Consider the following 25,412-nt stretch of genomic DNA (forward strand, 5'->3'; position numbering starts at 1 on the left):
GCGGCATCGGGCAGGCACTTATCTCAGGTGTTCTGCCAGATGGTCAACCAACATACGAACCTTAGAAGAGAGGTGACGGTTATGGGGGTAGACTGCCCAGACCCCTTCGCTCGATTGTTGATAGTTTTGTAATAACGAGATCAGCGCACCGCTTTCCAGATAGGGTTCGACATAGTAGTCGGGCAGCTGTACGATCCCGATCCCTTTCAATGCCGCATCCAGTAACGCCTGACCGCTGTTGCAGTGCAGATTTCCACTGACTTTGATATTACGTTCCTGTCCATGCTCAAGAAAGCGCCAGTACTCCAGCGTACCGAGCAGACAGTTATGGTGACTCAGTTCATTCAGCACATGGGGCTCACCATGGGTAGTCAGATACGCGGGGGCTGCACAGACATAGAGTTTACGGGAGATGAGCTGCCGCGCGATCATGCTGGAATCTTCCAGCTTACCCAGACGGATGGCCAGATCGTATCCGGATGCCACCAGATCGACGGTCTGGTTGGTCAGATGACACTGAACCTCCAGTTCCGGGTAGAGACTGATAAAGTCGTTGATCAACGGAGCGATCTTTTGTTCGCCATAGGTGGCCGGAGCGGTAATTCTGAGTTTACCCCGGGGGGTATTCTGAAGGTTATTCACCGCCCGTTCCGCTTCTTCCAGACCGTTCAGTAATTGCCGACAGTATTGATAATAGGTCTCGCCCGCCTCCGTTGCGGTCACCTTACGGGTAGTGCGATAGAACAGTTTGGTTCCCAGACGGTTTTCCAGCGCGCTTATCTGGCGACTGACCTGAGCTGTGGAGATGCCAAGACGCTTCGCCGCAGCAGTAAAGCTTGCTGTTTCTGTGACAGCAATCAGTTCAGAAACCCCTTCCCAACGATTCATTGTTACATTCTCGTAAAAGTATATTAACAAACGGGTAGATTATCTTGTTTTCATTAATAACTACAATGGATACTTAATTGTTTAGGCTTCGTCACAAATACAACCCAGAAAGAGTTGAAGAAAATGACCATGATTAAATCTAGAGCTGCTATCGCATGGGGGCCGAATCAGCCCCTGTCTATTGAAGAAGTGGATGTCATGCCACCTAAGGCGGGCGAGGTGCTGGTACGCATCGTTGCTACCGGTGTTTGTCATACCGACGCTTTCACACTGTCAGGTGAAGATCCGGAAGGTATTTTCCCGGCGATTCTGGGTCATGAGGGCGGTGGTATTGTGGAGCAGGTTGGCGAAGGTGTCACCAGTGTTGCTGTTGGCGACCACGTTATTCCGTTGTACACCCCTGAGTGTGGCGAGTGTAAGTTCTGTAAATCCGGCAAAACCAACCTGTGTCAGAAGATTCGTGAGACCCAGGGTAAAGGTCTGATGCCTGATGGTACCACTCGCTTCTATAAAGACGGTCAGCCGATCTATCACTATATGGGTTGTTCTACCTTCTCTGAATACACTGTTTTGCCTGAAATCTCTCTGGCCAAGGTGAATAAAGAAGCCCCTCTGGAAGAAGTCTGCCTGCTGGGTTGCGGTGTGACCACTGGTATGGGGGCTGTCATGAATACCGCTAAGGTTGAAGAGGGCGCGACGGTAGCGATCTTCGGTATCGGTGGTATCGGCCTGTCGGCAATTATCGGTGCAACGATGGCGAAAGCCAGCCGTATCATCGCTATTGATATCAATGAGTCTAAGTTTGATCTGGCCCGCAAGCTGGGGGCAACCGACTGCATCAATCCGCAGGATTACGACAAGCCGATTCAGGACGTGATTGTTGAGCTGACCGATGGGGGTGTGGATTACTCTTTCGAGTGTATCGGTAATGTTAATGTGATGCGCTCTGCTCTGGAATGCTGCCACAAAGGCTGGGGTGAATCCGTGATTATCGGTGTTGCCGGTGCCGGTCAGGAGATCTCTACCCGTCCGTTCCAGCTGGTAACCGGTCGTGTATGGCGTGGTTCAGCGTTTGGTGGTGTTAAGGGGCGTTCTGAGCTGCCTGAAATCGTCGAACGTTACCTGCAGGGCGAGTTCGCCCTGAATGACTTCATTACGCATACCATGGGTCTGGAGGATATCAACAGCGCCTTTGATCTGATGCATGAGGGTAAGAGTATCCGCAGCGTTATTCATTACGACAAGTAACCGTCAGCTACAGCGGCTGTCGTCATAAAGGCGACAGCCCTTGAGGAAAGGATCTATGAGTCTCGAACTTGTAAGCCAGACGAAGAGCTTTGGCGGATGGCATAAACAGTATAACCATCAGTCATCGGCGCTTGGTGTGACCATGCGTTTTGCAATCTACCTTCCGCCGCAGGCGCAGAGTGGAGAAAGGGTTCCGGTACTGTACTGGTTGTCCGGGTTAACCTGCACCGATGAAAACTTTATGCAGAAAGCCGGTGCGCAGCGGGTCGCTGCAGAGCTGGGGATCGCTATTGTGGCACCGGATACCAGTCCCCGTGGTGATAATGTTGCTAACGACGAGGGCTATGATCTGGGCCAGGGGGCGGGTTTCTATGTCAATGCGACTGAAGCGCCGTGGGATGAGCATTACCGGATGTATGATTACGTCGTTGATGAACTGCCGAAACTGATAGAGGCCACTTTCCCGGTATCACAGAAGCGCGCAATTGCCGGTCACTCAATGGGCGGGCATGGAGCGTTGATGATCAGCCTGCGTAATCCCGGACGTTACACTTCGGTTTCTGCATTCAGTCCGATCAGCAACCCGGTCAGCTGTCCCTGGGGACGTAAAGCTTTGACCGCCTATCTGGGGACGGATGAGAGTCGCTGGCAGCAGTACGATACCACGGTGTTATTGCGCAATAATCCTGTGCATCTGCCGACACGTGTTGATCAGGGGCTGGCGGATGACTTTCTGGCAGAGCAGCTACAGCCGGAAAAACTGGCAGCTGCCGCGGCTGAATCCGGTTATCCGCTGCAACTTGAACAGCATGAAGGCTATGATCACAGCTACTACTTCATCGCCAGTTTTATAGAGGAACAGCTCAGGTTCCACCATCGTTATCTTGTTGCTGACTGCTAACGATAAGCTTTGCTTGTTGAGGTATGTTTTGGGGCTCTTTATGAGCCCCTTTTTTATTTTTAGATTAATCGGATTACCGCTGATAAATACAACCGCTGCTCATTGCGCAAAGGTATAAAATATCGGTTTTTATTTTGACAAGTATCACTAACGATGTATTTCCTCCAGAAATCATATTGGCTAATATGCTGCCATGCAGCATTTCGCCGCGGGGCTATTGGCGCGCACTCTTAGATGAGAGCGGGCCTGTTGCAATGGCATATGTGAGTTTAAGGGAGTAGCTATGTTGAATTTTTTAAAGCGATTAATGTTCAGACATAAAATATTATTGCTGGTCTTGCCCTCTTTCCTGGGCCTGCTGGTATTTTCCAGTCTGGATATTTTTCATGACTTCAAGCAAAGTAAAAATGCAGAAAATGCCGGAACACTGGTTGAAATCACAGCTGAGAACAGTCTTTTAGTTCATGAGCTGCAAAAGGAGCGGGGAGCGACTGCCGGTTTTATAGGGTCGAAAGGTACTGCATTTAAAGACATTCTGATTCAACAGCGGCAGAGTACTTCCAGGGTCGCTCAGTCACGGCTGGATTTCCTGCAGCAGACCTTACCTCAACTGCAAACTAATGAGGTGGCTGGAGTATTACAGGATATAGCAACACAAATGAGTCGGCTGGATGAGATTCGTCGCCAGGTTGACCGCCAGGAAATCCCACTCAAGGATGCACTGAGTTTCTACACTCACCTTAATAGTTTACTTTTGTCGGTTAGTTATCGGGTGGCTCATCTGGCTGAAAATGCAGCGCTTGCAAATGAGTTATCGGCGTATTACAACTTTCTACAGGCCAAAGAACGCGCCGGTATTGAGCGGGCTGTATTAAGTAATTCGTTTAGTGCAGGCCAGTTTGCTCCGGGGATGTACCAGCGATTTATTCAACTGGTAACTGAACAGTCGGTCTACCTTGATAATTTTACGAAATTTGCATTACCTGAGCCGCGCCAGTTTTATACTCAGTCTATGGATCATGCGGCCGTCCGTGAAGTAGAACGGATGCGGGATATCGCCTTTAGTCATGCTTCCAGCGGTGGTTTTAACGTTGATGCAATTGATTGGTTTAAGCAGGCAACAGGACGTATTAATCAGCTGAAAATAGTAGAAGATAAGTTATCGGCCGACCTGTTAATGCTGACAGCTTCGCAGCAAGCGTCTGCGAATAACTCTATTCTGCTCGTTAGCAGCGTGACTCTGGTGATCATTCTCTTAGTGGTATTATTAGCGGTATCGATCATTCGTATTCTAACCGCGCAGCTGAATGCGCTTGTTGGCACGATGGATGAAGTCAAACAGACTAAAAACCTGACGGTAGGTGTCAACGTTATCACTCAGGATGAGCTGGGGATTAGTGCCGGGCACTTTAACGACATGCTGGCAACATTTAAACTGGCAATCACTGAGATTGATAAAGGCAGTGTTCAGTTGTCAGCCGCTGCCGAAGAAACCTCAACAACGGTTGATCGTAATTTGAAGGGACTGGAGCGTCAACGTGATGAGACGACTCTGGTGGCTTCAGCGACTGAGGAGATGTCAGCAACCGCTCAGGAAGTCGCAACGAATACGATGACGACCTCTGAAGCGGCCAGTCATGTCAATAATCTAACCTCCGATGGTGTCAATATTGTCACAGAGACGGTCGGTTACATGAATCAACTGGCAGGTGACATGGATCAGGCTAACCAGTCGGTTACCCGTCTTAAAGAAGATAGTCATGAAATCTCTGCGATTGTGGATGTTATAAAAAGTGTTGCAGAGCAAACCAACCTGCTGGCGTTAAATGCCGCAATTGAAGCCGCGAGAGCCGGCGAACAGGGGCGTGGTTTTGCGGTTGTGGCTGATGAAGTCAGAACACTGGCGCAACGCACACAGAGTTCTACTGCGGATATCGAAAGAATTGTGGCTAATTTTCAATCCAGCGCAGGCGCGGTTTCGAATACCATCGAGAAATGTGCAGAGGATGCAGAGAAGACCGTTGGGCAAACCAATATAATGGAAAAGAAACTGATTGAAATTCAGAATGAAATTAATTTAATCAACACGATGTGTCTGCAGATTGCAACCGCTGCGGAGGAACAGGTATCAGTGACAAGCGACCTGGCTAATAACGTCAGGAGTATCAATGAGCTTTCGAATCAGGGGATTGAAGGAGGCAACCAGATCTCCATCGCCGCAGATGAGCAGGCACGACTGGCTAGCCAGTTACAAACACTGTCTAACTCGTTCCGGATCTCTTAAGCTGTATCGCTAAGGTCTGCACCTGAAGCGTTATGAATCAGTGTAATGCTGATTCATAACACTTCGTGTTCCGTCGTATAGACGCATCAGCTAACGGGTTCAATGCTTTTCTCGTAGTCCGGTTGACGTGAATTTATCTGCTTATCATGTTATTGATCCAGCAGGAGTTTGACAGACATTATCAGTGTTACAACCACCACCAGTGGTCTGATCAGACGAGCGCCCTGATTAACCACCATATGTGCGCCGATCTGACCACCGATCAGTTGCCCGGCCGCCATACTAAAGCCTGCCAGCCAGAGTATATTGCCTCCCAGAGCGAAGAAAATCAGCGAAGCCAGATTCGAGGTGAAGTTCAGTATTTTGGTATGGGCGGTTGCCCGTGACATGCTGAAACCGAGCAGCGATACAAACGCGAGCGCAAAGAATGTCCCGGTTCCCGGCCCGAAAAAGCCATCATAAAATCCGATCGCTGTGGTCAACAGGAAGGCGAACAGAGCGTTACTGATTTTCCGGTCCCGGTCCAGATCCCCCATCCGTTTTGAAAACATGAAGTACAGCGCGATGGCTATCAGCAGAAACGGCATAATTGCAGCCAGCAAGGTGGTGTCCAGTTGCTGTACAGTCATCGTCCCGCAGACCGCACCCAGGAAAGTACAGAGAATCATCAGTTTCATCTGTGTCAGATCAACCAGCTTTTTACGTACAAAGTAGACTGAGGCAGCGAACGTTCCAAAACTCCCCTGTAGCTTATTAGTTGCCAGCGCCTCCACCGGGCTCATACCCGATGCCAGCAGCACGGGCAGCGTAATCATGCCGCCACCGCCGGCTATCGCATCGATTATGCCCGCTCCAAGGCCGGTCAGAACGAACAGCAGGATGAGTGTCAGGTCCAGTTCCATCGTTACCTCTTTGTTTGCTATCTAATTGCCTGATAGGAGGCACTGTAACAGCTGTCGCTTTATCCGGGATAGGAAAATTCAGAGGGTACTTCTGGATAGTAATGCTGGATAGTACTGCTGGATCGAGTCAATGATGTTATCCGTAAAACTACGGAGATCTTTCTACGTAGTCTTTCATCTCTTATTGCGCACTTTCACGAATAGTGGGCGTTGCCCTGATTCGTCACACTGTCTGCTATGCGAATACCGCTCAAAAGCGGTTATCGGAGCCGAGAAATCTGCCCTTAATTCTGATGGGGTGGTGCAAACAGAGGAAGATAATAACAATGTTAAAACTGAACTTTGCGAAAAAACTACTGGCGGTTGCTGCCTGTGCTTCACTGCTGGCGAGCCCGCTGATGGCAGCAGAGAAAGTCTATCGGCTGAAGCTGGCAGAAACCTGGCCAACCAACTTTCCTATCTTTGGTGATGCGCCTAAAAATATGGCGGCGCTGGCCGATCAAATGTCCAATGGACGCCTGAAAATTACTATTGATTCCAAGAATAAACATAAGGCTCCGCTCGGGGTCTTCGATATGGTCCGTGCCGGTCAGTATGATATGGGCCACTCCGCTTCCTATTACTGGAAGGGCAAGGTGCCTAATACTCTGTATTTTACAACCATGCCATTTGGTATGACCGCGCCTGAGCAGTATGGCTGGTTTTATTATGGTGGCGGTCAGGAACTGATGGATGAGGTGTATGGCAAATTTGGCGTGCTGTCTTTCCCGGGAGGCAACACCGGCAACCAGATGGGTGGATGGTTCCAGAAAGAGATTAACTCCCTTGAGGATCTGCAGGGGCTGAAGATGCGAATTCCCGGATTTGCCGGTGAAGTACTGGCGAAACTGGGTGCCAAACCGACCAATATCCCCGCGGGTGAGCTTTATACTGCGCTTGAGCGACGCACGATCGATGCACTGGAGTGGGTAGGGCCATCGCTGGATCTGCGCATGGGCTTCCATAAAATCGCACCGTTCTACTACACCGGTTGGCATGAGCCTGCGACAGAGCTGCAGTTTATGATCAACAAAAAATCCTATGACAAACTGCCTCCGGATCTGCAACAGATTCTGAAGACAGCTATGCGCACCGCGGCTTATGACATGTATATCCAGTCCTATCACGAGTCAGGGGTGAACTGGGACAACATGAAAAAAGAGTTCCCGAATATTCAGGTGAAATCTTTCCCGGCTGATGTTATCGCCGCCATGCGTCAAGCGAATGACGAGTTATTGGCCGAGAAAGCGGCAGCAGATCCACTGGCTAAGAAGATTCTCGATTCGCAGTCAGAGTATATGAAGAAAGCCCGTGTCTGGACTGAGATCTCCGATAAGGCCTACCTCGATAATGTGAGCGAATAAGTCTTCTTGGCTCACTCATTAACGGCCTGTCCTGTTATTCAGGTCAGGTCGCTTTTATTACTGTTTCAGGAGCTGTGATGTTATTAATCAGACTCGAGCAGATGATTAACAGTTTCTCGGAGTTGTTAGGTAAGACCTCTGCAGTACTGTTTGTTGTCATGCTGTTTAACGTCTTTATCGACGTAGTCATGCGCTACCTCTTCAACGATGTCTCTATCGGCATGCAGGAACTCGAATGGCATCTCTATGCGTCGGTATTCCTGCTGGGTGTGCCCTATGCCCTGAAGACCGGGGGGCATGTCAGGGTCGATCTTATCTATGAACGTCAAACGGCGAAGACCAAAGCGTTAATCGATATGTTTGGCTCCCTGTTTCTGTTGATGCCTTTTTGTGCACTGGTGGCCTGGTATGGCGTTGATTTTGCGAAAGAGTCATTTCTATTGGGAGAGACTTCCGGTGATCCGGGTGGCTTGCCTTATCGCTGGATTATTAAAGCGGTGATCCCTTTTTCCTTTCTGGCGATGCTGATCAGTGGTGTCGGCATGTTTCTGAAATCCTTGAATATTCTGCTGGGCAACCGTCAGGCGGATAACTATCAACCTCCACAGCATTAAGAGGCGTATACGATGATTGGTATAGTGATGTTCGCGGTGGCGTTGTTCATGCTGCTGCTGGGCTTTCCCGTTGCGTTCACATTTGGTGGAGTGGCTTTGGCATTTGGTGTTTTTGCCGAAGGTCCTGAAATTTTTGCCTTCATGCCGTTCCGCATTCAGAGCATTATGGAGAACACCACTCTGATGGCGGTACCGCTGTTCATATTTATGGGGATTGTGCTGCAAAAAACCCGGCTGGCTGAACAGCTGCTGGAGGCTATGGGTAAGCTATTTGGTGGTGTGCGCGGCGGACTGGCTATCTCCACCGTCCTGGTTGGCGCGCTGTTAGCGGCATCGACAGGGGTGGTAGGCGCTTCTGTTGTGGCGATGGGACTGATCTCGTTACCGGTGATGCTGAAGTATAACTATGACAAGTCACTGGCCTGCGGGACTATCTGCGCCTCAGGTACCTTAGGTCAGATTATTCCGCCGTCGATTATTCTGATCATACTGGGTGATGTGCTCGGTATACCCGTGGGTGATCTGTTTAAAGCGGCGGTGGGTCCGGGTTTTATTCTGATCGGCGCATACATTATCTATATCCTGATCTATGCCTGGCTTAAACCGGAAAAGGCTCCCGCGTTACCACTGGATAATGACGGAACCAGTAAGCGGCAGCAGTATGTTAAAGCGCTGATCGCGATTGTTCCGCCACTGGCTCTGATTCTGATTGTGCTGGGTTCTATTTTTGCGGGTATCGCAACACCGACTGAGTCCTCAGCACTGGGTGGGGTCGGGGCTATTATACTGGCGACCCTGTATCGCCAGTTTAGCTGGAAGATGGTTTTGGATTCAGCGTCTGAAACCGTCAAAGTCACCGCCATGGTCTTTGCTATTTTGTTGGGTGCGACCGCATTCTCTATGGCCTTTACTTATACTGGTGGTGATTACATCGTTGAGGAGGTTTTGACCGATCTGCCAGGAGGTACAACCGGGTTTCTGATATTGTCGATGCTGGCTATTCTGGTGCTGGGGTTCTTTATCGACTTTGTTGAGATCAGCTTTATTATTGTGCCAATTCTGGCGCCTGTCGCGGATGCGTTAGGCATCGCCCCGGTGTGGTTTGCCATACTGATCGCGATGAACCTGCAGACCAGCTTTCTGACGCCGCCGTTTGGATTCAGTTTGTTTTATCTTAAGGGTGTATCACCTCCAGAGGTGCGAACCGTGGATATCTATCGTGGCGTGATGCCCTTTATCCTGATGCAGGTGGCAGTGCTCCTATCAATTCTGTTATTCCCGGGGTTTTATGGGTTAATCTAACAAACCATAGCGCGGGGCTGAAAGGCCCTGTTTATCCCTTAATTACATTATCGAAAAACTTAAGGAACGCTGTTATTAAATCAAACTTAATCAGATTGTGAGCCAATGAAAAGTCCTGTCACGTCGTTGAAGACAAAGATGCTGCTGCTATCCATTATCCCTCTGATTCTGGTGACAGTGGCGATCACGCTGATCAGCCTGAGCCAGGCACACCAGTTGTCTGAGCAGGAGATTAAGACCTTTGAAGAGAACCTGCTGCGTTCCAAGCGGCAGGAGCTGCAACACTATGTCGCGCTGGCGATGACATCCATCGCCCGTATCGTAGCTGAAGCTGAACCGGGCGATAAAAAAGCGGAAGCTGAGGTTAGACAGGTTTTACATAGCCTGACCTATGGTGAGGATGGCTATTTCTTTGTCTACGATCAACAGGGCTTCAATCTGGTTCACCCCGTTCAGCCGGAGCTGGTGGGGCAAAACCTTTATGATGTGCAGGACCGCGATGGCCAGTTTGTGATTCGTGATCTGCTGCAGCTGGCCGGTGAGGGTGGCGGGTTTTATCGTTATGTCTGGAATAAACCGTCAAAAGTCGGTCTGGTGGATAAACTGAGCTATGTGGTGCAGATACCAAAACTCAACTGGATGATGGGAACTGGATTATATCTCGATGATATCTCTAAAGAGGTTGCCGCAATCCGCCTTAAGGTGACCCACAATATTCGTAATACTTTCCTTACCGTTGTGGCGATTCTGGCGAGTACGGTCATAGTGATAGCCTTGCTGGGATTAGGTATCAATGTACATGCCTCGCAGCTGGCAGATGCCCGGTTGCGGGAAGTTGCGCATCGATATGTTCAGTTTCAGGTAGCCCAGCGACGAAACTTTGCCCGCGAACTGCATGATGGTATTAATCAGTTAATGGTATCGGTTAAATTTCGCATAGAGCTGGCCCGGGAAAAGTTACAGTCTCATGAAACTAAAGCGGATATTGAACTGAGCAAAGGCGGTGAAGTACTGAATCAGGCAATTCAGGAGGTACGGCGGTTGTCCCACGATTTGCGGCCAATTCTGCTGGATGACCTGGGGCTGGAGTCGGCACTGCATAGTATGCTGGATGAGTTCTCCGAACGCACCGGTTTAAAGGTGTCAGTTCATCTGGATCTGCCTCAGCAGCGGCTACCCGATGATATTGAGATCACGCTGTATCGTATTGCACAGGAAGCATTAACCAACATCGAGCGTCATGCACAGGCAAAGTCCGTTGTACTGAGCATCTGGAAAGAGGAAGGGATGATCTGGGTGGAGATCAAAGATGACGGGCAGGGGTTTATCAAGCATGATAATGCGGTTGATGGCATTGGTCTGTTAAATATGCGCGAGCGTACTGAGCTGCTCAGTGGTCATTTCAGCGTCCGCAGTAAACCCGGAAGCGGTACCCGCATCCGGGCGGGTTTCACTCTGGTGTAGTTATGAAAGGAGAGGATGTATGAGCACTGAAAAAATTCGCATTGTTTTAGTCGATGATCATCCCCTGGTACTGGAGGGGATTATTGCGCGTCTGGAAGATGAACCCTCTTTAGAAGTTGTCGGCTCTGCTAATGATGGTGCTCAGGCTTTGAAACTCATTGCCCAGGTGCAGCCCGATGTCGTGTTGATGGATATATCAATGCCGGTGATGACCGGGTTTGAAGCGACAGAACGACTCAAAGCCGAACAGCCCGATGTCCGGGTGTTGATTCTGAGTATGCATGAAAGCCGTGAGTATATTCTCAAGCTGATTCAGTGTGGCGCGGCAGGCTATGTCTTAAAAGATGTATCCTCTAGCGAGCTGATTACCGCTATCAAGACTGTCTACAGCGGAGCAACCTACTTTAGCGCGGGGGCGTCTCAGTCGCTTTTTAGTCAAACCGATTTCCAACCGTCAGGCCAGGCCTCTGAGTCAAAAGAAGCGTTGACGTGCCGGGAGCAGGAAGTCCTTCGGCTACTGGCTCAGGGGGCCAGTAATAAAGCGATGGCCCGGCAGCTGGATATATCGGTTAGAACGGTTGAAACCCATCGTCAGAACATCAAAACCAAGCTTGGTATTCAGACAGCGGCCGGTCTGGCCCGCTATGCGATTGAACATAATCTGATTGACTGAGCCTGGTCGCAAGCGTCAGCTAGCGGGTAATCCCCGGACTCGCCGCGACCTTTATAACGCCTCGGGTATAACACCTCGGAGTTGCTAAAAATAGCGGAGCTCATTCTGGCGATGCAGACGATAGCCCCATCCTCACGGCTCATTCCGCCCCCCCCACACCTGAGCCGATCGGCCTCAGATGCTGCAGACAGCGAATATCTGCAGGTTCAAAACTTAAACCGGCTAATCAGGTCGTTTTGCGCTCGGCCCATCTGTGTCATCTGTTCGCTGAGAGTCGCCGACTCTTTCGCCAGATCGGTGACCTCATCGGCAACAGTACGGATATTCTGCAGGGTCTGACTGATATCCCCGGCCACCATACTTTGCTCTTCTGCCGCCGTGGCAATCTGGGTCGACCGGTGTGTGATCTCTTCTACCGCGTGGGCGATGGTATCAAACATATTGCTGGCATCAAGCACCTGAACGGCTGAGTCTTTTGCTAAGGAGGAGCTTTCCTGAATGCTGCTGACCACGCAGCTGGTGGCTTTTTGCAGGTTATTGATCACGGTTTCAATCTCGCTGACCGAGGTTGCCGTGCGTGCCGCCAGAGCCCTGACTTCATCGGCCACAACAGCAAAACCACGGCCCTGCTCACCGGCGCGGGCGGCTTCAATCGCAGCGTTCAGTGCCAGCAGGTTGGTCTGTTCAGCCACTGAACGGATCACCAGCAGCACTTCGGAGATATTGTCACTGTCGGCTGCCAGCCCCTCAACCCGGGACATCGATACCTGCATCTGCTGAGCCAGCGCTGCAATATTGCCGGTGGTGGTTTTGATCGCTTGTCGTCCGGACAGGGAGGCCTGTTCCGCCCGGTGAGAGGCATCAGCGGCGTGTGCTGCATTTTTCGCTACATCAACCGAAGACTGAGACATCTCTTCCGATGCGGTGGCAACCATGACGATCTGTTGTTGCTGTTGTTCAACGTCATGATTGGTCTTGAAGGCGAGCTGTGTTGCGTGTTCTGATTTGCTCAGGGCCTCCTTAATGGAGTCGGCCATTCGCTGAATCATATCCGCCAACTGACTGACAAACTGATTAAAATGTCCAGCCAGAATACCCACCTCATCCTGGGACTGTACCCTGATTCGCTGTGTCAGGTCGCCTTCACCGTCGGATATCTGCTGCAGCGCTCCGGCCACCAGACGCAGGGGTTTGGTAATACGGATCGCCAGCCAGATCACACTCAGTGAACCCAATACCACGATCAGCAATCCGGCAATGATAACGCCGGTGGTTTGATTTTTTTGTCCCAGTTTTAACACCGAGATAACCGCATCGACCTGCTGTAGCACATGGCTGGCAGGGACATCGATATACAGCTTCCAGGTGGCCAGTTTATTCAGGTTGAGATGACGAATCAGGGTATAACGCTCATTGTTCTTTTGCGTGACAGGCTGGTTGAGCTGAACATTATCCGGCAGCAGGTCTGTGACACTTTGTCCGGCAGAACCTATGCTCTGACTATCTGCGACCAGTGTGTCCGACGCAGAGATCAACATCACCCGGCCCTGACCATCTGCCAGTTTATGGCCAAAGGCTTCCGCCGATGCCTGCATCTGGGACAGTGGCAGGTCTATACCGATCACCCCGACTAAGCGGTCTGAGAAGTAGATGGGTACGGCGACCGATGTCATCAGCGTCTGTTTGCCATCAACCTCATCTGTATAGGGATCGATAATGCAGGGGCCTTTGCGTTCGACCGGACAGCGGTACCAGCTATTATAAGGCTGACCGCTGCTGCTGGGTTTTGTATCATTGATCATGGTTTCGGTAATGATTGACTGAGCCGCATCGCCTTTCCCATCATGGGTCCAGTAAACAGCGAAACGTCCCGCTTCATTCGAGGCCAGGTCATCCTCTCCCTTATGTTCGTTATCTGCACCATCCAGCGCTTTAGGCAGGAAGACCGCATAGATGCCCAGTACTTCAGGATTATTTTGCAGCGTGCCGGCGATGTACTGATTGATGATATACCGGACATCATCCGATGAGATATACAGAGAGCGAAACTGTTCGCGCAGGAACGAAATGTCGCGGGCATAACCCGTTGCCGCAAGCACGTTAGATGTAAACAGCTTCTCAATACGCCGCTGTTCTGCGCTGGCAAAGGTTTCCATTTTATCCTGAGCCGCACTGCTCAGGGCGGGTTCAATGGTGTTACGCAGCTGTTCAGTGGTGGAGTTGATCAGCAGCGTTGAGATGATCAGCTGGATGATGACGGTAAGTCCCAGTAAAAGTGCCACAGGAAGGGATATTTTACGTACTAAAGAGGTCCAGCTCATAGATCACCTGTTTTTATAATTAGCACAGGATCGTCGTATCTAACGGCTGGGGATTCAATACCTATCAGGGGGTAGGTGTAGTCATATACCCGGTTAAATAGCTCGGGATCGTGTAGCCGTGCTAACGCTCCTGTTTGATCTCAAACGCAAAAAAGCCTGCGCAGGGCAGGCTTTTTATTATGTCGGGCAGGTGTTTATTCGAAAACGATACCCTGGGCCAGCGGCAACTCACCACCGTAGTTAATGGTGTTAGTGGAGCGGCGCATGTAGGCCTTCCAGGCGTCCGAACCCGACTCACGGCCGCCGCCAGTTTCTTTTTCACCGCCGAAGGCGCCGCCGATCTCGGCACCCGACGTGCCGATATTGACGTTAGCAATACCGCAATCGGAACCGGCTGCAGACAGGAACTGTTCCGCTTCACGCATACTCTCAGTGAAGATTGCGGAAGACAGGCCCTGCGGCACTTCATTCTGGATATCGATCGCTTCATCCAGAGTATCGAAGCTCAGTACGTAGAGGATCGGGGCGAACGTCTCCTGATGTACAACCGGGGCATCGTGACGGATGCTGACGATAGCCGGACGGACGTAGTAACCACCATCCGGAACGCCCTCAGTCACACGTTCACCGCCGAACAGTATTTCACCGCCCTGTTGTTTTGCGGCATCGAGTGCGCTCTGCATCGCATCAAAACTGTGCTTATCGATCAGCGGACCTACCAGGTTGCCTTCGGTGCCCGGATCGCCAATGGCCAGCGAGGCATAGGAGCGTTTGATGCGTTCAACCAGATCATCCTGAACAGATCGGTGTGTAATCAGTCGGCGCAGGGTTGTACAGCGCTGTCCGGCGGTACCGGCGGCGGAAAAGACGATGGCGCGCAGCGCCAGATCCAGGTCGGCCGTTTCCGAAACGATCATCGCATTGTTACCACCCAGCTCCAGCAGGGAACGACCCAGTCGAGCGCCAACTGTTTCAGCTACGCTACGGCCCATTAGAGTCGAGCCGGTGGCTGAAACCAGCGGGAAACGCGTGTCCTGAGCGATCAACTGACCAATCTCACGATCACCGATGATGACACTGGCAATGCCGCGCGGAATCTCCGGCATCGTATCCAGTGCTTTCTCCACTACTGCCTGGCAGGCCAGGGCACACAGCGGAGCTTTTTCAGAGGGTTTCAGCACCATGGCGTCACCACACACCAGACCGATCATGGTGTTCCAGGCCCACACCGCCATCGGGAAGTTGAACGCGGTGATCACTGCGACGGGTCCCAGAGGTTGCCACTGCTCCATCATCCGGTGTCCCGGACGTTCGCTGACGATGGTCTTACCGTGCAGCTGACGGGAAAGGCCCACGGCAAAGTCACAGACATCAATCCATTCCTGCACTTCGCCCAGCGCTTCCGCCATGATCTTGCCGGATTCCAGGGTAATGACCCGGGCCAGATCCTCTTTGTGTTCCCGGGCAATATTACCGATACGGCGCACCAGTTCACCGCGAACCGGTGCCGGAACGGTGCGAAACGTTTTAAATGCTGCGGTGGCTGTGGTGATGACCTGCTCCAGCTGAGCAGGAGTCGCATTTCTGAAGCGGGCGACTTCCATACCATTGATCGGCGAGTTCACTGAAAATTCACTGCCTTCGCCAGTCTGGCGCAGATCGTGGCTCAGTACACTGCAGTAGAGGTTGTCAGACTGGAGCCTGTTCATGCCCAGATTTTCCAGAAAAGTCATGCTCATGGTTAAAGCCCTTTTTAAACACTGTTGTTTGACCGATTTCCAGCTATGTTAACGATGGCACAGAGGCTGAAAAAATACTAAATATCTGCAGGGGGTATTGGTTAAAACTATATCGGTTTGTTGTTCCTATAGGTTATTCTTAGGGATGCTGTTCGATTACTGTTGAGGTTCTGTCGATGGATTTCCGTTCACTCCGTTATTTTGTTGCCGTCTATGAGGAGCTAAGCCTGAGTGCGGCTTCCAAGCGCTGCTTTGTTGCCCAGCCGTCTATCTCTGCTGCTATTCAGCAGTTGGAAGCCGAACTGGATTGTCCGCTGTTCGTGCGGCACTCGAAGGGGGTCACGCCGACCCCGGATGGCAGCCGGCTTTATCCTCAGGCGTGTCAGGTGCTGGGGGATGTTCAGTCGATCAAGCGGCAGTTTATGGACCGGACCGAGCACATCGCTGTCAGTATCGGGTTAATGCCATTTCTGTCCGGTAAACGGGTCGGTACGATCATCAAAGCGCTGCTGCGGGAGATTCCCGGACTGGATCTGACCCTGGTTGATACCACTCAGAAAGCAGATGCCCGGATTGTCTCCAGTACCATTGTGCATGAGCACGAAGCGTTTCATAAACTGTGGACCGATCAGTATGTGGTGGCGCTCTCCAGATCCCACCCGCTGGCGTTACAGGAGTCCATCGAGTTCGATCAGCTCAACAATATCCCCTTTATTAGTCGCAAACCCTGTGAATTCAATGATGCCTGGCAATATGCGGTGCAGAAGAAAGGCATCAATCTGGATATCAAAGCCACTGTCAGGACCGAAGAGTACGCGCTTGACCTGGTTGCCGCCGGACTGGGGGTATCGATTGTGCCGCAGCAGTCCACCGATGAACGTAACGATATCACCAGCCGCGTTGTGAATGGCTTAAATCTGGAGCGGGTGGTCGGTCTTGCCTATACCCATGATCAGTCACTGCCACCGTTGTTGCTATCGGTGATTGAAAGCATTAAATCCGAGCTGGCTTAGATACCGCTATCAATATCCGCTATCCATATTAGATGTTACACCATGCGCTGATACAGATGGTACAGATCTGAGCCGCGGCTATACCATTGCTCCCGGGCTTTGCGGGCGCGCACAGGTGTAAGCCGGGAGACCGGAATAAACATATCTTCGAGCGGCATGCCGGTCAGATGATCGGCGAGGGATTGCCCAACCATGGTGCCTGGGCCAATGCCGCGGCCGCTGTAGCCTATACAGCTGATCAGGCCCGGCGCCAGGATGTGCAGGTGGGGCAGGTGATCGTTGGAGAAGGCGATTCGCCCACACCAGCTATGCTCCCAGAAGTCAGGGTTCTGGCTGATCTTCTGTTGGGAAAAGAGCTGCGGCAACAGTCTGGATAGTTGTGACGCGGCCCACTGCTGCAGGAAGTTATTCCCCTGATCGCTGATCTTGCCAATACTGCCGATAATCAGTCGTCCGGCCCGGTCCAGTCGTATTGATGTCATCACCTGACGGGTATCCCAGCAGCCCTGCCTCTGCGGCAGTATTGCCTGCAACTGCTCAGGTTCCAGAGGCGCGGTGGCATACTGGAAAAAATGCAGTGGAATAAAGGCGTGTTGCAGGTCTTTATTCAGCTGTGCGCTGTAGGCGTTGGTGGCGATCACTACTTTGTCGGCGGTAATGCAGCCCCGGGCGGTTTTAACCCGCCATTCGCCGGACGGAGTGCTGCTGAGTTCCGTCACCGCGGATTGAGTATGAATCCGGGCGCCGGCAGACTGTGCAGCGCGAGCTAGTCCCCGGGCATAACTGAGGGGCTGTATTGTCCCGGCGCGGGGATCAAACAGCGACGTTCGGTATCGGTTCATGCCGGTCAGCCGGGCAGTGGTTGCCGGGTCTTTCAGCTCAACCGGTGCGTCCCGTTTTTGCAGCTGTTCTGCCCGTTTGATCAGCGCCCGATCACCGGATAGTGAATGGGACAGGTGCAGGGTACCATTGCGCACCGCTTCACAGTCGATGTTGTAGCGATCAATGATTGAAAACACCCGCTCGGGAGCTGCCGCTAACTGGGTATTAATTCTCTGGCCATAGGTGCTGCCGAGGCGTTTCTCTATATCATCGGGGTTAAGCCAGAGGCCCGCATTGACCAGCCCGACATTGCGTCCCGATCCGCCAAAACCAATCTCCTCCGCTTCCAGCACCGTCACCTCAATGCCTTTTTCGGCCAGGTGCAGCGCGGCAGACAGACCGGTGTAACCGCCACCAATAATCACCACCGAAGAGATGTGATCTCCCTGAAGCGGCATCGTTTGCGGGGCGGAGCAGGCGGTTGCTGCCCAGAGTGAGTCGGGCAGTGGCTGTCGAATCTTATCTTCAGGCTCCATGCTGGCTTCCTTATTACTCTCTGAACTGTCTGGGGCCACGTTAGCGGTTAGTCGATTCGAAAATCTTGTCAGCGTTATTGGCGATAAAGCCACCGAATAGCTCGCCATCGGCGTTTTTATAGCGCTTGGCAAACTCATAGAAACAACTGGGAACGACTTTTTTCTGGCCGCCGCTAAAGGTGATTTCGACCTGGTCGGCCATCGTTGATGCTTGCACCAGCAGGTCTGCCGGAACCCCCTTGATTGCACCACCGGCCTGGTTGATCGGGAAGTGGTGCTGCTCCAGCAGATCGATCACCTGCTGCATCTCAGTCAGCTGTTGCAGATGGTTGAGGCTGACGGTGAAGTGATTGACCCGCAGTCCCATGCTGACCAGCCAGGCGGCGTACTCACTCTCATCGGCAAGGGTGTTGTAGTCTGCCAGTGAGACCGGTTGCCAGAGCCGTCCGCGGGCGAAGATCTCCGCTCCGGCGACCACGTCCGGTTCTATCTGGGACACCACCGTCTCAAGGATGGTCTGCACCGGATCACTCAGCAGGTGGCGCATCAGTTCACTGACAAAGATACGCGGCGCGGTTGCATCCGGGTGAGCATAACTTCTGGCAATCAGCTTTTTCTGCTCAAAGGTATAGTGGTCCTGCAGTTGATAGCCCATCGAGAGAATAACCGGTTGCAGATGATCAAGGTCGATGGGCGAATCAGAGAACGTCCGGAAGGCGACGTGATCATTAACAACCGTTTCCCCCAGACGGGTGAACAGGTGGTGGATTTTTTCGGCCTGCGGGGCGATCTCGATGTAATCGTCCCAAAGCATTGCAAAAAAAGTATCGCGGTTCATCGTTTGCATCCCGATATTGGTTCAGACAGACCGAACAACGTTATGAAGTTCGGATATATAAGTAAAATATAGCTTTCTTATGGGGGATATATGTTTGTTCTATAGCTAAGGCGAGTGCCGGGTCCGTGAGATTTTGCAGGGAATCCCGTCTGGCGTTGAATAACGCCCGGCACAGCCGTCTACCCGTCAGGCTGCTAGCGCGGGCTGCGGTGCAAGGATAAGCGGTTATACTTTTGGTATTGCTGAGACGAATAAATCTGGATACACACGATGCAGAAAAAGGCAGCGAGTTCCAACCAGCAGAACAGTCAGTGGCAGTTCTGGATCGATCGGGGCGGCACCTTCACCGACGTAGTAGCGCTTCGTCCGGACGGCACCCTGATGAGCCATAAACTGCTGTCTGATAATCCGGAACAGTATCGGGACGCTGCCATTCAGGGGATCCGTGATCTGCTGGATCTCTCTGCCGAACAGCCCATTCCATCCGCCCAGATTGCCGCCGTTAAAATGGGCACCACCGTCGCCACCAATGCCCTGCTGGAGCGTAAGGGGGAGCCTTGTCTGTTACTGATTACCCGCGGCTTTCGTGATGCCCTGCGGATCGCTTATCAGAACCGGCCCCGGCTGTTTGAACGCCATATTCGTTTACCCGAGTTACTTTACCAGGAGGTCGAAGAGGTGATTGAACGCACCGGGGCGCACGGTGAGGTCCTGACGTCGCTGGATCTGGTAGCGGCGCGCCGGACACTGCAGGGGGCCTATGATCGCGGTATCCGCTCGGTGGCAATCGTCCTGATGCACGGTTACCGTTACTGGGATCACGAGCGACAACTGGCCGGGCTGGCACAGCAGATCGGTTTTACCCAGATCTCCACCAGTCATGAGGTCAGTCCGCTGATGAAACTGGTGAGCCGGGGGGACACCACAGTTGTGGATGCTTACCTGTCACCGATCCTGCGACGCTATATCGATCAGGTCGCCGCAGAGTTGGGTGGTGCCAAGCTGATGTTTATGCAGTCGAACGGCGGGCTGGTGGATGCCGGACTGTTTCAGGGAAAAGATTCCATTCTCTCCGGTCCCGCCGGTGGCATTGTGGGGGCGGCCCGCACCAGTGCCATGGCCGGCTTTGATAAAATTATCGGCTTTGATATGGGCGGGACCTCCACCGATGTCACCCACTATTGCGGTGAGTTTGAACGTGCCTTTGATACGCTGGTGGCGGGCGTGCGGATGCGGGCACCGATGATGCAGATCCATACCGTAGCGGCAGGGGGCGGCTCGATACTCAGTTTTGACGGCGCGCGTTTCCGGGTCGGACCGGATTCTGCCGGTGCCAATCCCGGCCCGGCCAGCTACCGCCGGGGCGGTCCACTGACGGTCACCGACTGTAATGTGATGCTGGGCAAGCTGATCCCGGCATACTTCCCGAGGATATTTGGCCCTGCCGCCGACCAGTCTCTGGACAAGGCGGTGGTGCGAACCAAGTTTGAAGCGCTGGCCCGTGAGATAGAAGCCGCAACCGGTAAGGCTTCCACCGCCGAAGAGGTGGCTCAGGGGTATTTACGCATCGCGGTTGAAAATATGGCCAATGCGATCAAGGAGATCTCGACCCAGCGGGGCTATGATATCACTCATTACGCGCTGTGCTGCTTCGGAGGTGCCGCCGGACAGCACGCCTGTCAGGTCGCGGATCTGCTGGGAATGACCCGGGTGCTGCTGCATCCGCTGGCAGGTGTGTTGTCCGCTTATGGTATGGGGTTGGCAGATATCCGCTGCCTGCGTCAGCAGGCCGTGGAACAACGTTTTACGGCTAAGCTGGCTGAGGCTCTGCAACCGGATTACCGGCAACTGGAAGCGGATGGTCAGCAGGAGGTCAGACAGCAGCGGGTTCCGGAGCCGCAGATCAGTGCGATCTATAAAGCCCACCTCAAGTATGAGGGGACCGATTCTGCGCTGGTGGTGGATTTCAACGGCTTTCGCGCCTGTTGTCAGGCGTTTGAGGCGGCACACCGACAACGTTACGGCTTCATAGTGGCGGATAAAGCCCTGATACTGGAAGCGATTTCGGTTGAGGTCGTGGGTACCACTCATCAGGCGCAAAACCGGACCGAGCCGTGGCAAGAGCACCGGACAGTTCACTCTGCGGGCGAGTATCAGGATTCGCCCGCAGAGCGTCCTGACGGTCAACGAGAGCCACCGATGATGGCCCGAAGCCGCGTCTACAGCGACGGTAAAGCTCATGATGCGCCGCTGTACCAGCGGGCAGAATTACACTCCGGCGATTGTATTACCGGTCCGGCTATTATCCTGGAGAGCACCGGCACCAATATGGTGGAATGCGGCTGGCAGGCGACTTGTACCGGCCGGGGCGATCTGCTGCTGGAGCGGGTGATCCCACTACAGCGACAGGTTGCTATCGGCACTGCCGTGGATCCGGTGATGCTGGAGGTGTTCAATAATCTGTTTATGTCCATCGCCGAACAGATGGGCTTCACGCTGGAAAACACCAGTTACTCGGTGAACGTTAAAGAACGACTGGACTTCTCCTGTGCTATTTTCGATCAGCAGGGGCATCTGGTGGCCAACGCTCCGCACATGCCGGTGCATCTGGGGTCGATGTGGCAGAGTATCCGCAGTGTTATCGATAAGCATGGCGACAGCATGCAGCCGGGGGATGTTTATATCCTCAATGCCCCCTATAACGGCGGTACCCATCTGCCGGATATCACCGTGATAACCCCGGTTTTTGCCGATAGTGCAGAGAGCGCCGAGGCGCAGTCAGTGAAACAGTCGGGAAAGCAGGCGAAAAAACAGGTGCTCTTTTATGTCGCGTCCCGGGGCCACCATGCCGATATAGGCGGCATTACCCCCGGCTCCATGCCGCCGGGGAGCCGTTCGGTAGAGGAGGAGGGCGTGCTGATCGACAATATTAAACTGATGGACCGGGGGCAGTTTCTCGAGCAAGAGATGCGGGACCTGTTGAGCAGTGGTCCGTGGCCGGCGCGTAATCCCGATCAGAATATTGCCGATCTCAGGGCGCAGATTGCCGCCAACGAAAAAGGCGTTCAGGAACTTCGCCGTATGATCGGGCAGTTCAGCCTGCCGGTGGTGCACGCCTATATGCAGCATGTGCAGGACAACGCCGAGGAGTCCGTTCGCCGGGTGCTGGATGTCCTCAGTGACGGTGAATTTCGTTATCGTATGGATGATGGTGCCGAGATCTGCGTCAGCATCCGGATTGACAAAGCCGCTCGATCAGCCCGGATCGACTTCAGCGGCACTTCCGCTCAGCGGGACACAAACTTTAATGCTCCGGGGGCGGTTTGCCATGCCGCGGTGCTGTATGTGTTTCGTACCCTGGTAGATGATGACATTCCCATGAATCAGGGCTGCCTGAAGCCACTGGAGGTTATTATCCCGCAAGGCTCGATGTTGGACCCCGTGTATCCTGCCGCCGTGGTTGCCGGTAATGTCGAGACCTCCCAGTGGATCACCGACTGCCTCTATGGTGCGCTTGGGATACTGGCGGGTTCGCAGGGTAGCATGAACAATTTTACCTTCGGTAACGATCGTTATCAGTATTATGAAACTATCTGTGGCGGTTCGGGGGCCGGGCCAGACTTCGATGGCACCAGTGCGGTCCAGACCCATATGACCAATTCCCGTCTGACCGATCCGGAAGTGCTGGAGTGGCGCTATCCGGTAGTGCTGGAAAATTTCAGGCTGCGGCCCGGCTCCGGTGGCCGCGGCAGGCACAACGGCGGTGATGGGGTTGTCAGACGCATCCGCTTTCTCGAACCGATGACCGCTGCCATCCTCTCGTCCCATCGCAGCACCCGCCCGTTCGGAGTAGACGGGGGTGAACCCGGTTGTCCCGGAGAGAACTGGGTGGAACGAAAGGATGGCCACCGGGAAGACCTGGGTGCTACTGCCGAAGTCGAGATGCAGCCGGGCGATTGCTTCGTGGTGGCTACCCCGGGGGGCGGGGGTTACGGTAAAAAGTAAAACATGATCGGCCTGAAGAACGGGTCATTGAACCGTAAAGACAAGTTCGGCGATCACAGCTCCAGACCATACAGGGGTCTCTCTTTATCCTGTTTGATCACGAAATCGCTGATCAGCTCACGGACTTTGAGGACTTCCGGGCGTTCGCTGTGTTCCCGCGATGACCACAGCGCTATATCGCGCCGGGAAGAGGTGACGCCCTCCACGGTAAGCATCTGCTCGGGACTGATCGCTTCGGTCATTAAGGTTAAACGGGCGGGTAGCCAGACCAGCATGTCGGTTGTATTTAACAGATGGATCACCGAACGAATGCTGCCGGTGAAGGCCATCTGCGCCGCGTTTGCCTCCGTGACTTCGCTCTGACTGCCTAAAAATCCGGCACTGGCGCCAGCGAGGATCCACTTTTGTCGGGCAATGTCCGCCTGGGTGAGTGGCTGTTTTGAACCGATCAGTTTGGATTTTTTACCGGCAAAAATACCGGAACGGTCACGGAACAGAATCTGACGGTCCAGCGATTTCTGTGACACGGACAGATGTGCCGGTGCCAGCAGGAAGTCTAACTCGCCCTCCTGCAGCAGGGTGATCTGGGTTGCTGCCGAGCCGGTGCGGAAATGAAATGCATAGCGTTTTTCCTGCAAGAAGTAATCGGTCATCTGATTCACCGTGGCAAACTCCCAGAGTGGATCGATACCGATAACAAACTCACTTTTATAGCCGCTATGAAACTGCCGGATTACCTCCTCCCCCCTGACCGTTTCCGCCAGTATCCGCTCACCAATCTGAGATAACCGGGCGCCGATCTCAGTGGGAATAACCCCATAACGGGTTCGTTTTAACAGCGGTGCCCCCACCTTCATCTCCAGCTGTTGAATACTGCGGGTGAGGGTTGGCTGGGTCACATGCAGCTGTTCACAGGCGCTGGTAAGAGAACCCTGCTTGACCACGATGGCTAATTGCTTCAATAGGTTAGGATTCATATATGCATATTCTTTGTATCTGGGGTTAAAAACTGATTATTCCTTATATTATCTGTGGTTTAAAGTGATCTTTCTAATAATAAGAACGGAAGATTCAAGATGCAGCGACACGGTGACACTTTTCATCCGGGTAATTCCCGTTTTTCTGATCCTCTGGATTGTGTGCAGGCGCCGGTTAAATGGCCATGCCCAACAAAGATCGACGAACTGGTTTTCTGTCGGCTTGTGTAAGGGCGTTTTACCGTAGCGCTTAAGGTCATAAATCCCTGCACAGACTCATATGAAAACAGAGGATCACCCGCGTTTAATATCTGCAAAAACAACAATAATCTAAATGGAATCTATGCAATGAAAAAGTTAATTCTAGGTAGTGTTCTGGCTCTGACTACCGCTTCAGTCGTACCCGTGGCTCAGGCGGCAGATTACACATTGCGCTTAGCGCACTTCTTTCCTCCGGTGGCCGCGATCCACAAGAATGTTGCCCAGGCCTGGGCGGATAAAGTCAGTGCCGACTCCGGGGGCCGTATCGCGGTGGAAGTGTATCCTTCATCCACCCTGGCGAAACCCCCGGCCCTGTATGATGCGGTTAAGAATCGTATCGCTGATGTAACCCTGACGGTGCAGGGCTATACGGCTAATCGCTTTCCGCTGACTCAGGTGGTTGAGTTGCCGGGGGTTGCGAAGAGTGCTGCCAACGGCTCCTGTATTATTCAGCATCTGTATGATGAAGAGCTGATCAGTGCCGAGTATAAAGATACTAAACCCCTGTTTCTCTTCACTCACGGGCCGGGGCATATACATACCACCAATAAACTGATTAAACAGCCAGCCGACTTCGAAGGGCTGAGAATCCGCCGTCCTACTGCGGTGGTGGCAAAACTGTTGGAAGGGTTGGGAGGACAGCCTGTCGGTATGCCTGCGCCGCAGGCGTTTCAGTCGGTGCAGCGGGGTGTTATCGACGGTGTTGCCTTGCCGTGGGAAGGTCAGCTGACCTTCCGCATGAATGATCTGACATCGAATCATACCGAAGTGGGCGGGCTGTATACCTTGTCATTTCTGGTGACCATGAACAACGATGTGTACAACAGTATGCCCGCCGAGCTGCAAAAGGTGATCGATAACAATTCAGGCGAAGCCTGGTCACAGATTGCGGCGAATGAGTTTGACATGGCTGATGTGAAAGGCCGTGCCCAGGCGGAAGCTGCAGGTCATCAGTTTTATACGGTCGACGGTGGTGTTGATAACCCTGCCTGGAAGCCGGTGCTTGATAAAGCATCTGAAGGTTATTTGGCGGAGCTGGAGGCCAGGGGATTACCTGCGCGGGCCGTCTATCAACGTGCCAAGGAGCTGGCAGAGAGCTGTCAGTAACCGCAGTTGAAATCCGTATGTTGATGCACCGACGTGGCCTGCTGTCGTGGCCCGCGCCGGTGCATTTTCTATTCTGTTGTAATGCTGTGCAGCGTTAACGCTGTTGAGTGAAAG

Annotated in this window: 18 protein-coding genes; 11 read left to right on the forward strand and 7 right to left on the reverse strand. The window is 52.8% G+C overall.

From position 1 onward, the window contains the following. Positions 1 to 18: 18 nt before the first annotated feature. Entirely contained in the window at positions 19 to 888 is an 870-nt protein-coding gene (locus tag KDX31_00660) for a LysR family transcriptional regulator (protein ID UTW03595.1), read from the reverse strand. Positions 889 to 1,017: 129 nt separating this feature from the next. Between KDX31_00660 and KDX31_00665 the strand changes: the two genes are divergently transcribed. The 3 genes from KDX31_00665 to KDX31_00675 all read left to right on the forward strand — a co-directional run bounded on the left by KDX31_00665 (position 1,018) and on the right by KDX31_00675 (position 5,321). Beyond that, the gene (locus tag KDX31_00665; protein UTW03596.1) at positions 1,018 to 2,136 is read left to right on the forward strand and encodes an S-(hydroxymethyl)glutathione dehydrogenase/class III alcohol dehydrogenase; all 1,119 of its coding nucleotides are present in this window, start codon (positions 1,018 to 1,020) and stop codon (positions 2,134 to 2,136) included. Positions 2,137 to 2,191: 55 nt separating this feature from the next. Then, positions 2,192 to 3,037 carry an S-formylglutathione hydrolase gene (fghA, locus tag KDX31_00670; protein UTW03597.1) on the forward strand — a complete coding sequence of 282 codons (846 nt, stop codon included), beginning with the start codon at positions 2,192 to 2,194 and terminating at the stop codon, positions 3,035 to 3,037. Between the two features lie 283 nt (positions 3,038 to 3,320). Then, complete coding sequence (locus tag KDX31_00675) at positions 3,321 to 5,321, forward strand: methyl-accepting chemotaxis protein (protein ID UTW03598.1); 2,001 nt, start codon at positions 3,321 to 3,323, stop codon at positions 5,319 to 5,321. Positions 5,322 to 5,470: 149 nt separating this feature from the next. On the opposite strand, the gene KDX31_00680 is transcribed toward KDX31_00675, so the two are convergent. Beyond that, complete coding sequence (locus KDX31_00680) at positions 5,471 to 6,223, reverse strand: TSUP family transporter (GenBank protein ID UTW03599.1); 753 nt, start codon at positions 6,221 to 6,223, stop codon at positions 5,471 to 5,473. A 326-nt stretch (positions 6,224 to 6,549) separates the two neighbouring features. Here KDX31_00680 and KDX31_00685 point away from each other — a divergent pair, with 326 nt between their 5' ends. From KDX31_00685 to KDX31_00705, 5 genes are all read left to right on the forward strand, one after another. Continuing rightward, entirely contained in the window at positions 6,550 to 7,626 is a 1,077-nt protein-coding gene (locus KDX31_00685) for a TRAP transporter substrate-binding protein (protein UTW03600.1), read from the forward strand. Between the two features lie 77 nt (positions 7,627 to 7,703). Then, on the forward strand, positions 7,704 to 8,240 hold the full coding sequence (locus tag KDX31_00690; protein UTW03601.1) for a TRAP transporter small permease subunit: 537 nt from the start codon (positions 7,704 to 7,706) through the stop codon (positions 8,238 to 8,240). 12 nt (positions 8,241 to 8,252) lie between these two features. Then, complete coding sequence (locus KDX31_00695) at positions 8,253 to 9,542, forward strand: TRAP transporter large permease subunit (GenBank protein ID UTW03602.1); 1,290 nt, start codon at positions 8,253 to 8,255, stop codon at positions 9,540 to 9,542. Between the two features lie 105 nt (positions 9,543 to 9,647). Then, complete coding sequence (locus KDX31_00700; GenBank protein UTW03603.1) at positions 9,648 to 11,006, forward strand: cache domain-containing protein; 1,359 nt, start codon at positions 9,648 to 9,650, stop codon at positions 11,004 to 11,006. A 19-nt stretch (positions 11,007 to 11,025) separates the two neighbouring features. Beyond that, the gene (locus KDX31_00705) at positions 11,026 to 11,679 is read left to right on the forward strand and encodes a response regulator transcription factor (protein UTW03604.1); all 654 of its coding nucleotides are present in this window, start codon (positions 11,026 to 11,028) and stop codon (positions 11,677 to 11,679) included. 206 nt (positions 11,680 to 11,885) lie between these two features. On the opposite strand, the gene KDX31_00710 is transcribed toward KDX31_00705, so the two are convergent. Both KDX31_00710 and KDX31_00715 read right to left on the reverse strand, forming a co-directional pair. Beyond that, entirely contained in the window at positions 11,886 to 14,000 is a 2,115-nt protein-coding gene (locus KDX31_00710) for a methyl-accepting chemotaxis protein (GenBank protein ID UTW03605.1), read from the reverse strand. 194 nt (positions 14,001 to 14,194) lie between these two features. After that, entirely contained in the window at positions 14,195 to 15,739 is a 1,545-nt protein-coding gene (locus tag KDX31_00715; protein ID UTW03606.1) for an aldehyde dehydrogenase family protein, read from the reverse strand. Between the two features lie 176 nt (positions 15,740 to 15,915). On the opposite strand from KDX31_00715, the gene KDX31_00720 reads away from it, so the two are divergent. Then, the gene (locus KDX31_00720) at positions 15,916 to 16,752 is read left to right on the forward strand and encodes a LysR family transcriptional regulator (GenBank protein UTW03607.1); all 837 of its coding nucleotides are present in this window, start codon (positions 15,916 to 15,918) and stop codon (positions 16,750 to 16,752) included. Between the two features lie 35 nt (positions 16,753 to 16,787). Here KDX31_00720 and KDX31_00725 read toward each other — a convergent pair whose 3' ends face one another. After that, positions 16,788 to 18,110 (reverse strand): FAD-binding oxidoreductase, encoded by a 1,323-nt coding sequence (locus KDX31_00725; protein UTW03608.1) that lies wholly within the window; start codon positions 18,108 to 18,110, stop codon positions 16,788 to 16,790. A gap of 40 nt (positions 18,111 to 18,150) precedes the next feature. Next, on the reverse strand, positions 18,151 to 18,948 hold the full coding sequence (locus KDX31_00730) for a DUF1338 domain-containing protein (GenBank protein UTW03609.1): 798 nt from the start codon (positions 18,946 to 18,948) through the stop codon (positions 18,151 to 18,153). A 270-nt stretch (positions 18,949 to 19,218) separates the two neighbouring features. Here KDX31_00730 and KDX31_00735 point away from each other — a divergent pair, with 270 nt between their 5' ends. Continuing rightward, a complete protein-coding gene (locus tag KDX31_00735) occupies positions 19,219 to 22,953 on the forward strand; it encodes a hydantoinase B/oxoprolinase family protein (protein UTW03610.1) in 3,735 nt (1,244 codons plus the stop codon). Positions 22,954 to 23,006: 53 nt separating this feature from the next. On the opposite strand, the gene KDX31_00740 is transcribed toward KDX31_00735, so the two are convergent. Continuing rightward, complete coding sequence (locus KDX31_00740; GenBank protein UTW03611.1) at positions 23,007 to 23,930, reverse strand: LysR family transcriptional regulator; 924 nt, start codon at positions 23,928 to 23,930, stop codon at positions 23,007 to 23,009. A 348-nt stretch (positions 23,931 to 24,278) separates the two neighbouring features. On the opposite strand from KDX31_00740, the gene KDX31_00745 reads away from it, so the two are divergent. Continuing rightward, positions 24,279 to 25,298: a TRAP transporter substrate-binding protein gene (locus tag KDX31_00745; GenBank protein ID UTW03612.1), complete on the forward strand. Its 1,020-nt coding sequence runs from the start codon at positions 24,279 to 24,281 to the stop codon at positions 25,296 to 25,298. Positions 25,299 to 25,412 lie beyond the last annotated feature (114 nt).

It is taken from the genome of Amphritea atlantica, assembly GCA_024397875.1.
Taxonomy (GTDB): Bacteria; Pseudomonadota; Gammaproteobacteria; order Pseudomonadales; family Balneatricaceae; genus Amphritea; species Amphritea atlantica_B.

Coding starts and splice junctions, on each gene's coding strand:
- KDX31_00660 (UTW03595.1), bottom strand. CDS start 888: ATGAATCGTTGGGAAGGGGTTTCTGAACTGATTGCTGTCACAGAAACA.
- KDX31_00665 (UTW03596.1), top strand. CDS start 1,018: ATGATTAAATCTAGAGCTGCTATCGCATGGGGGCCGAATCAGCCCCTG.
- fghA (UTW03597.1), top strand. CDS start 2,192: ATGAGTCTCGAACTTGTAAGCCAGACGAAGAGCTTTGGCGGATGGCAT.
- KDX31_00675 (UTW03598.1), top strand. CDS start 3,321: ATGTTGAATTTTTTAAAGCGATTAATGTTCAGACATAAAATATTATTG.
- KDX31_00680 (UTW03599.1), bottom strand. CDS start 6,223: ATGGAACTGGACCTGACACTCATCCTGCTGTTCGTTCTGACCGGCCTT.
- KDX31_00685 (UTW03600.1), top strand. CDS start 6,550: ATGTTAAAACTGAACTTTGCGAAAAAACTACTGGCGGTTGCTGCCTGT.
- KDX31_00690 (UTW03601.1), top strand. CDS start 7,704: ATGTTATTAATCAGACTCGAGCAGATGATTAACAGTTTCTCGGAGTTG.
- KDX31_00695 (UTW03602.1), top strand. CDS start 8,253: ATGATTGGTATAGTGATGTTCGCGGTGGCGTTGTTCATGCTGCTGCTG.
- KDX31_00700 (UTW03603.1), top strand. CDS start 9,648: ATGAAAAGTCCTGTCACGTCGTTGAAGACAAAGATGCTGCTGCTATCC.
- KDX31_00705 (UTW03604.1), top strand. CDS start 11,026: ATGAGCACTGAAAAAATTCGCATTGTTTTAGTCGATGATCATCCCCTG.
- KDX31_00710 (UTW03605.1), bottom strand. CDS start 14,000: ATGAGCTGGACCTCTTTAGTACGTAAAATATCCCTTCCTGTGGCACTT.
- KDX31_00715 (UTW03606.1), bottom strand. CDS start 15,739: ATGAGCATGACTTTTCTGGAAAATCTGGGCATGAACAGGCTCCAGTCT.
- KDX31_00720 (UTW03607.1), top strand. CDS start 15,916: ATGGATTTCCGTTCACTCCGTTATTTTGTTGCCGTCTATGAGGAGCTA.
- KDX31_00725 (UTW03608.1), bottom strand. CDS start 18,110: ATGGAGCCTGAAGATAAGATTCGACAGCCACTGCCCGACTCACTCTGG.
- KDX31_00730 (UTW03609.1), bottom strand. CDS start 18,948: ATGAACCGCGATACTTTTTTTGCAATGCTTTGGGACGATTACATCGAG.
- KDX31_00735 (UTW03610.1), top strand. CDS start 19,219: ATGCAGAAAAAGGCAGCGAGTTCCAACCAGCAGAACAGTCAGTGGCAG.
- KDX31_00740 (UTW03611.1), bottom strand. CDS start 23,930: ATGAATCCTAACCTATTGAAGCAATTAGCCATCGTGGTCAAGCAGGGT.
- KDX31_00745 (UTW03612.1), top strand. CDS start 24,279: ATGAAAAAGTTAATTCTAGGTAGTGTTCTGGCTCTGACTACCGCTTCA.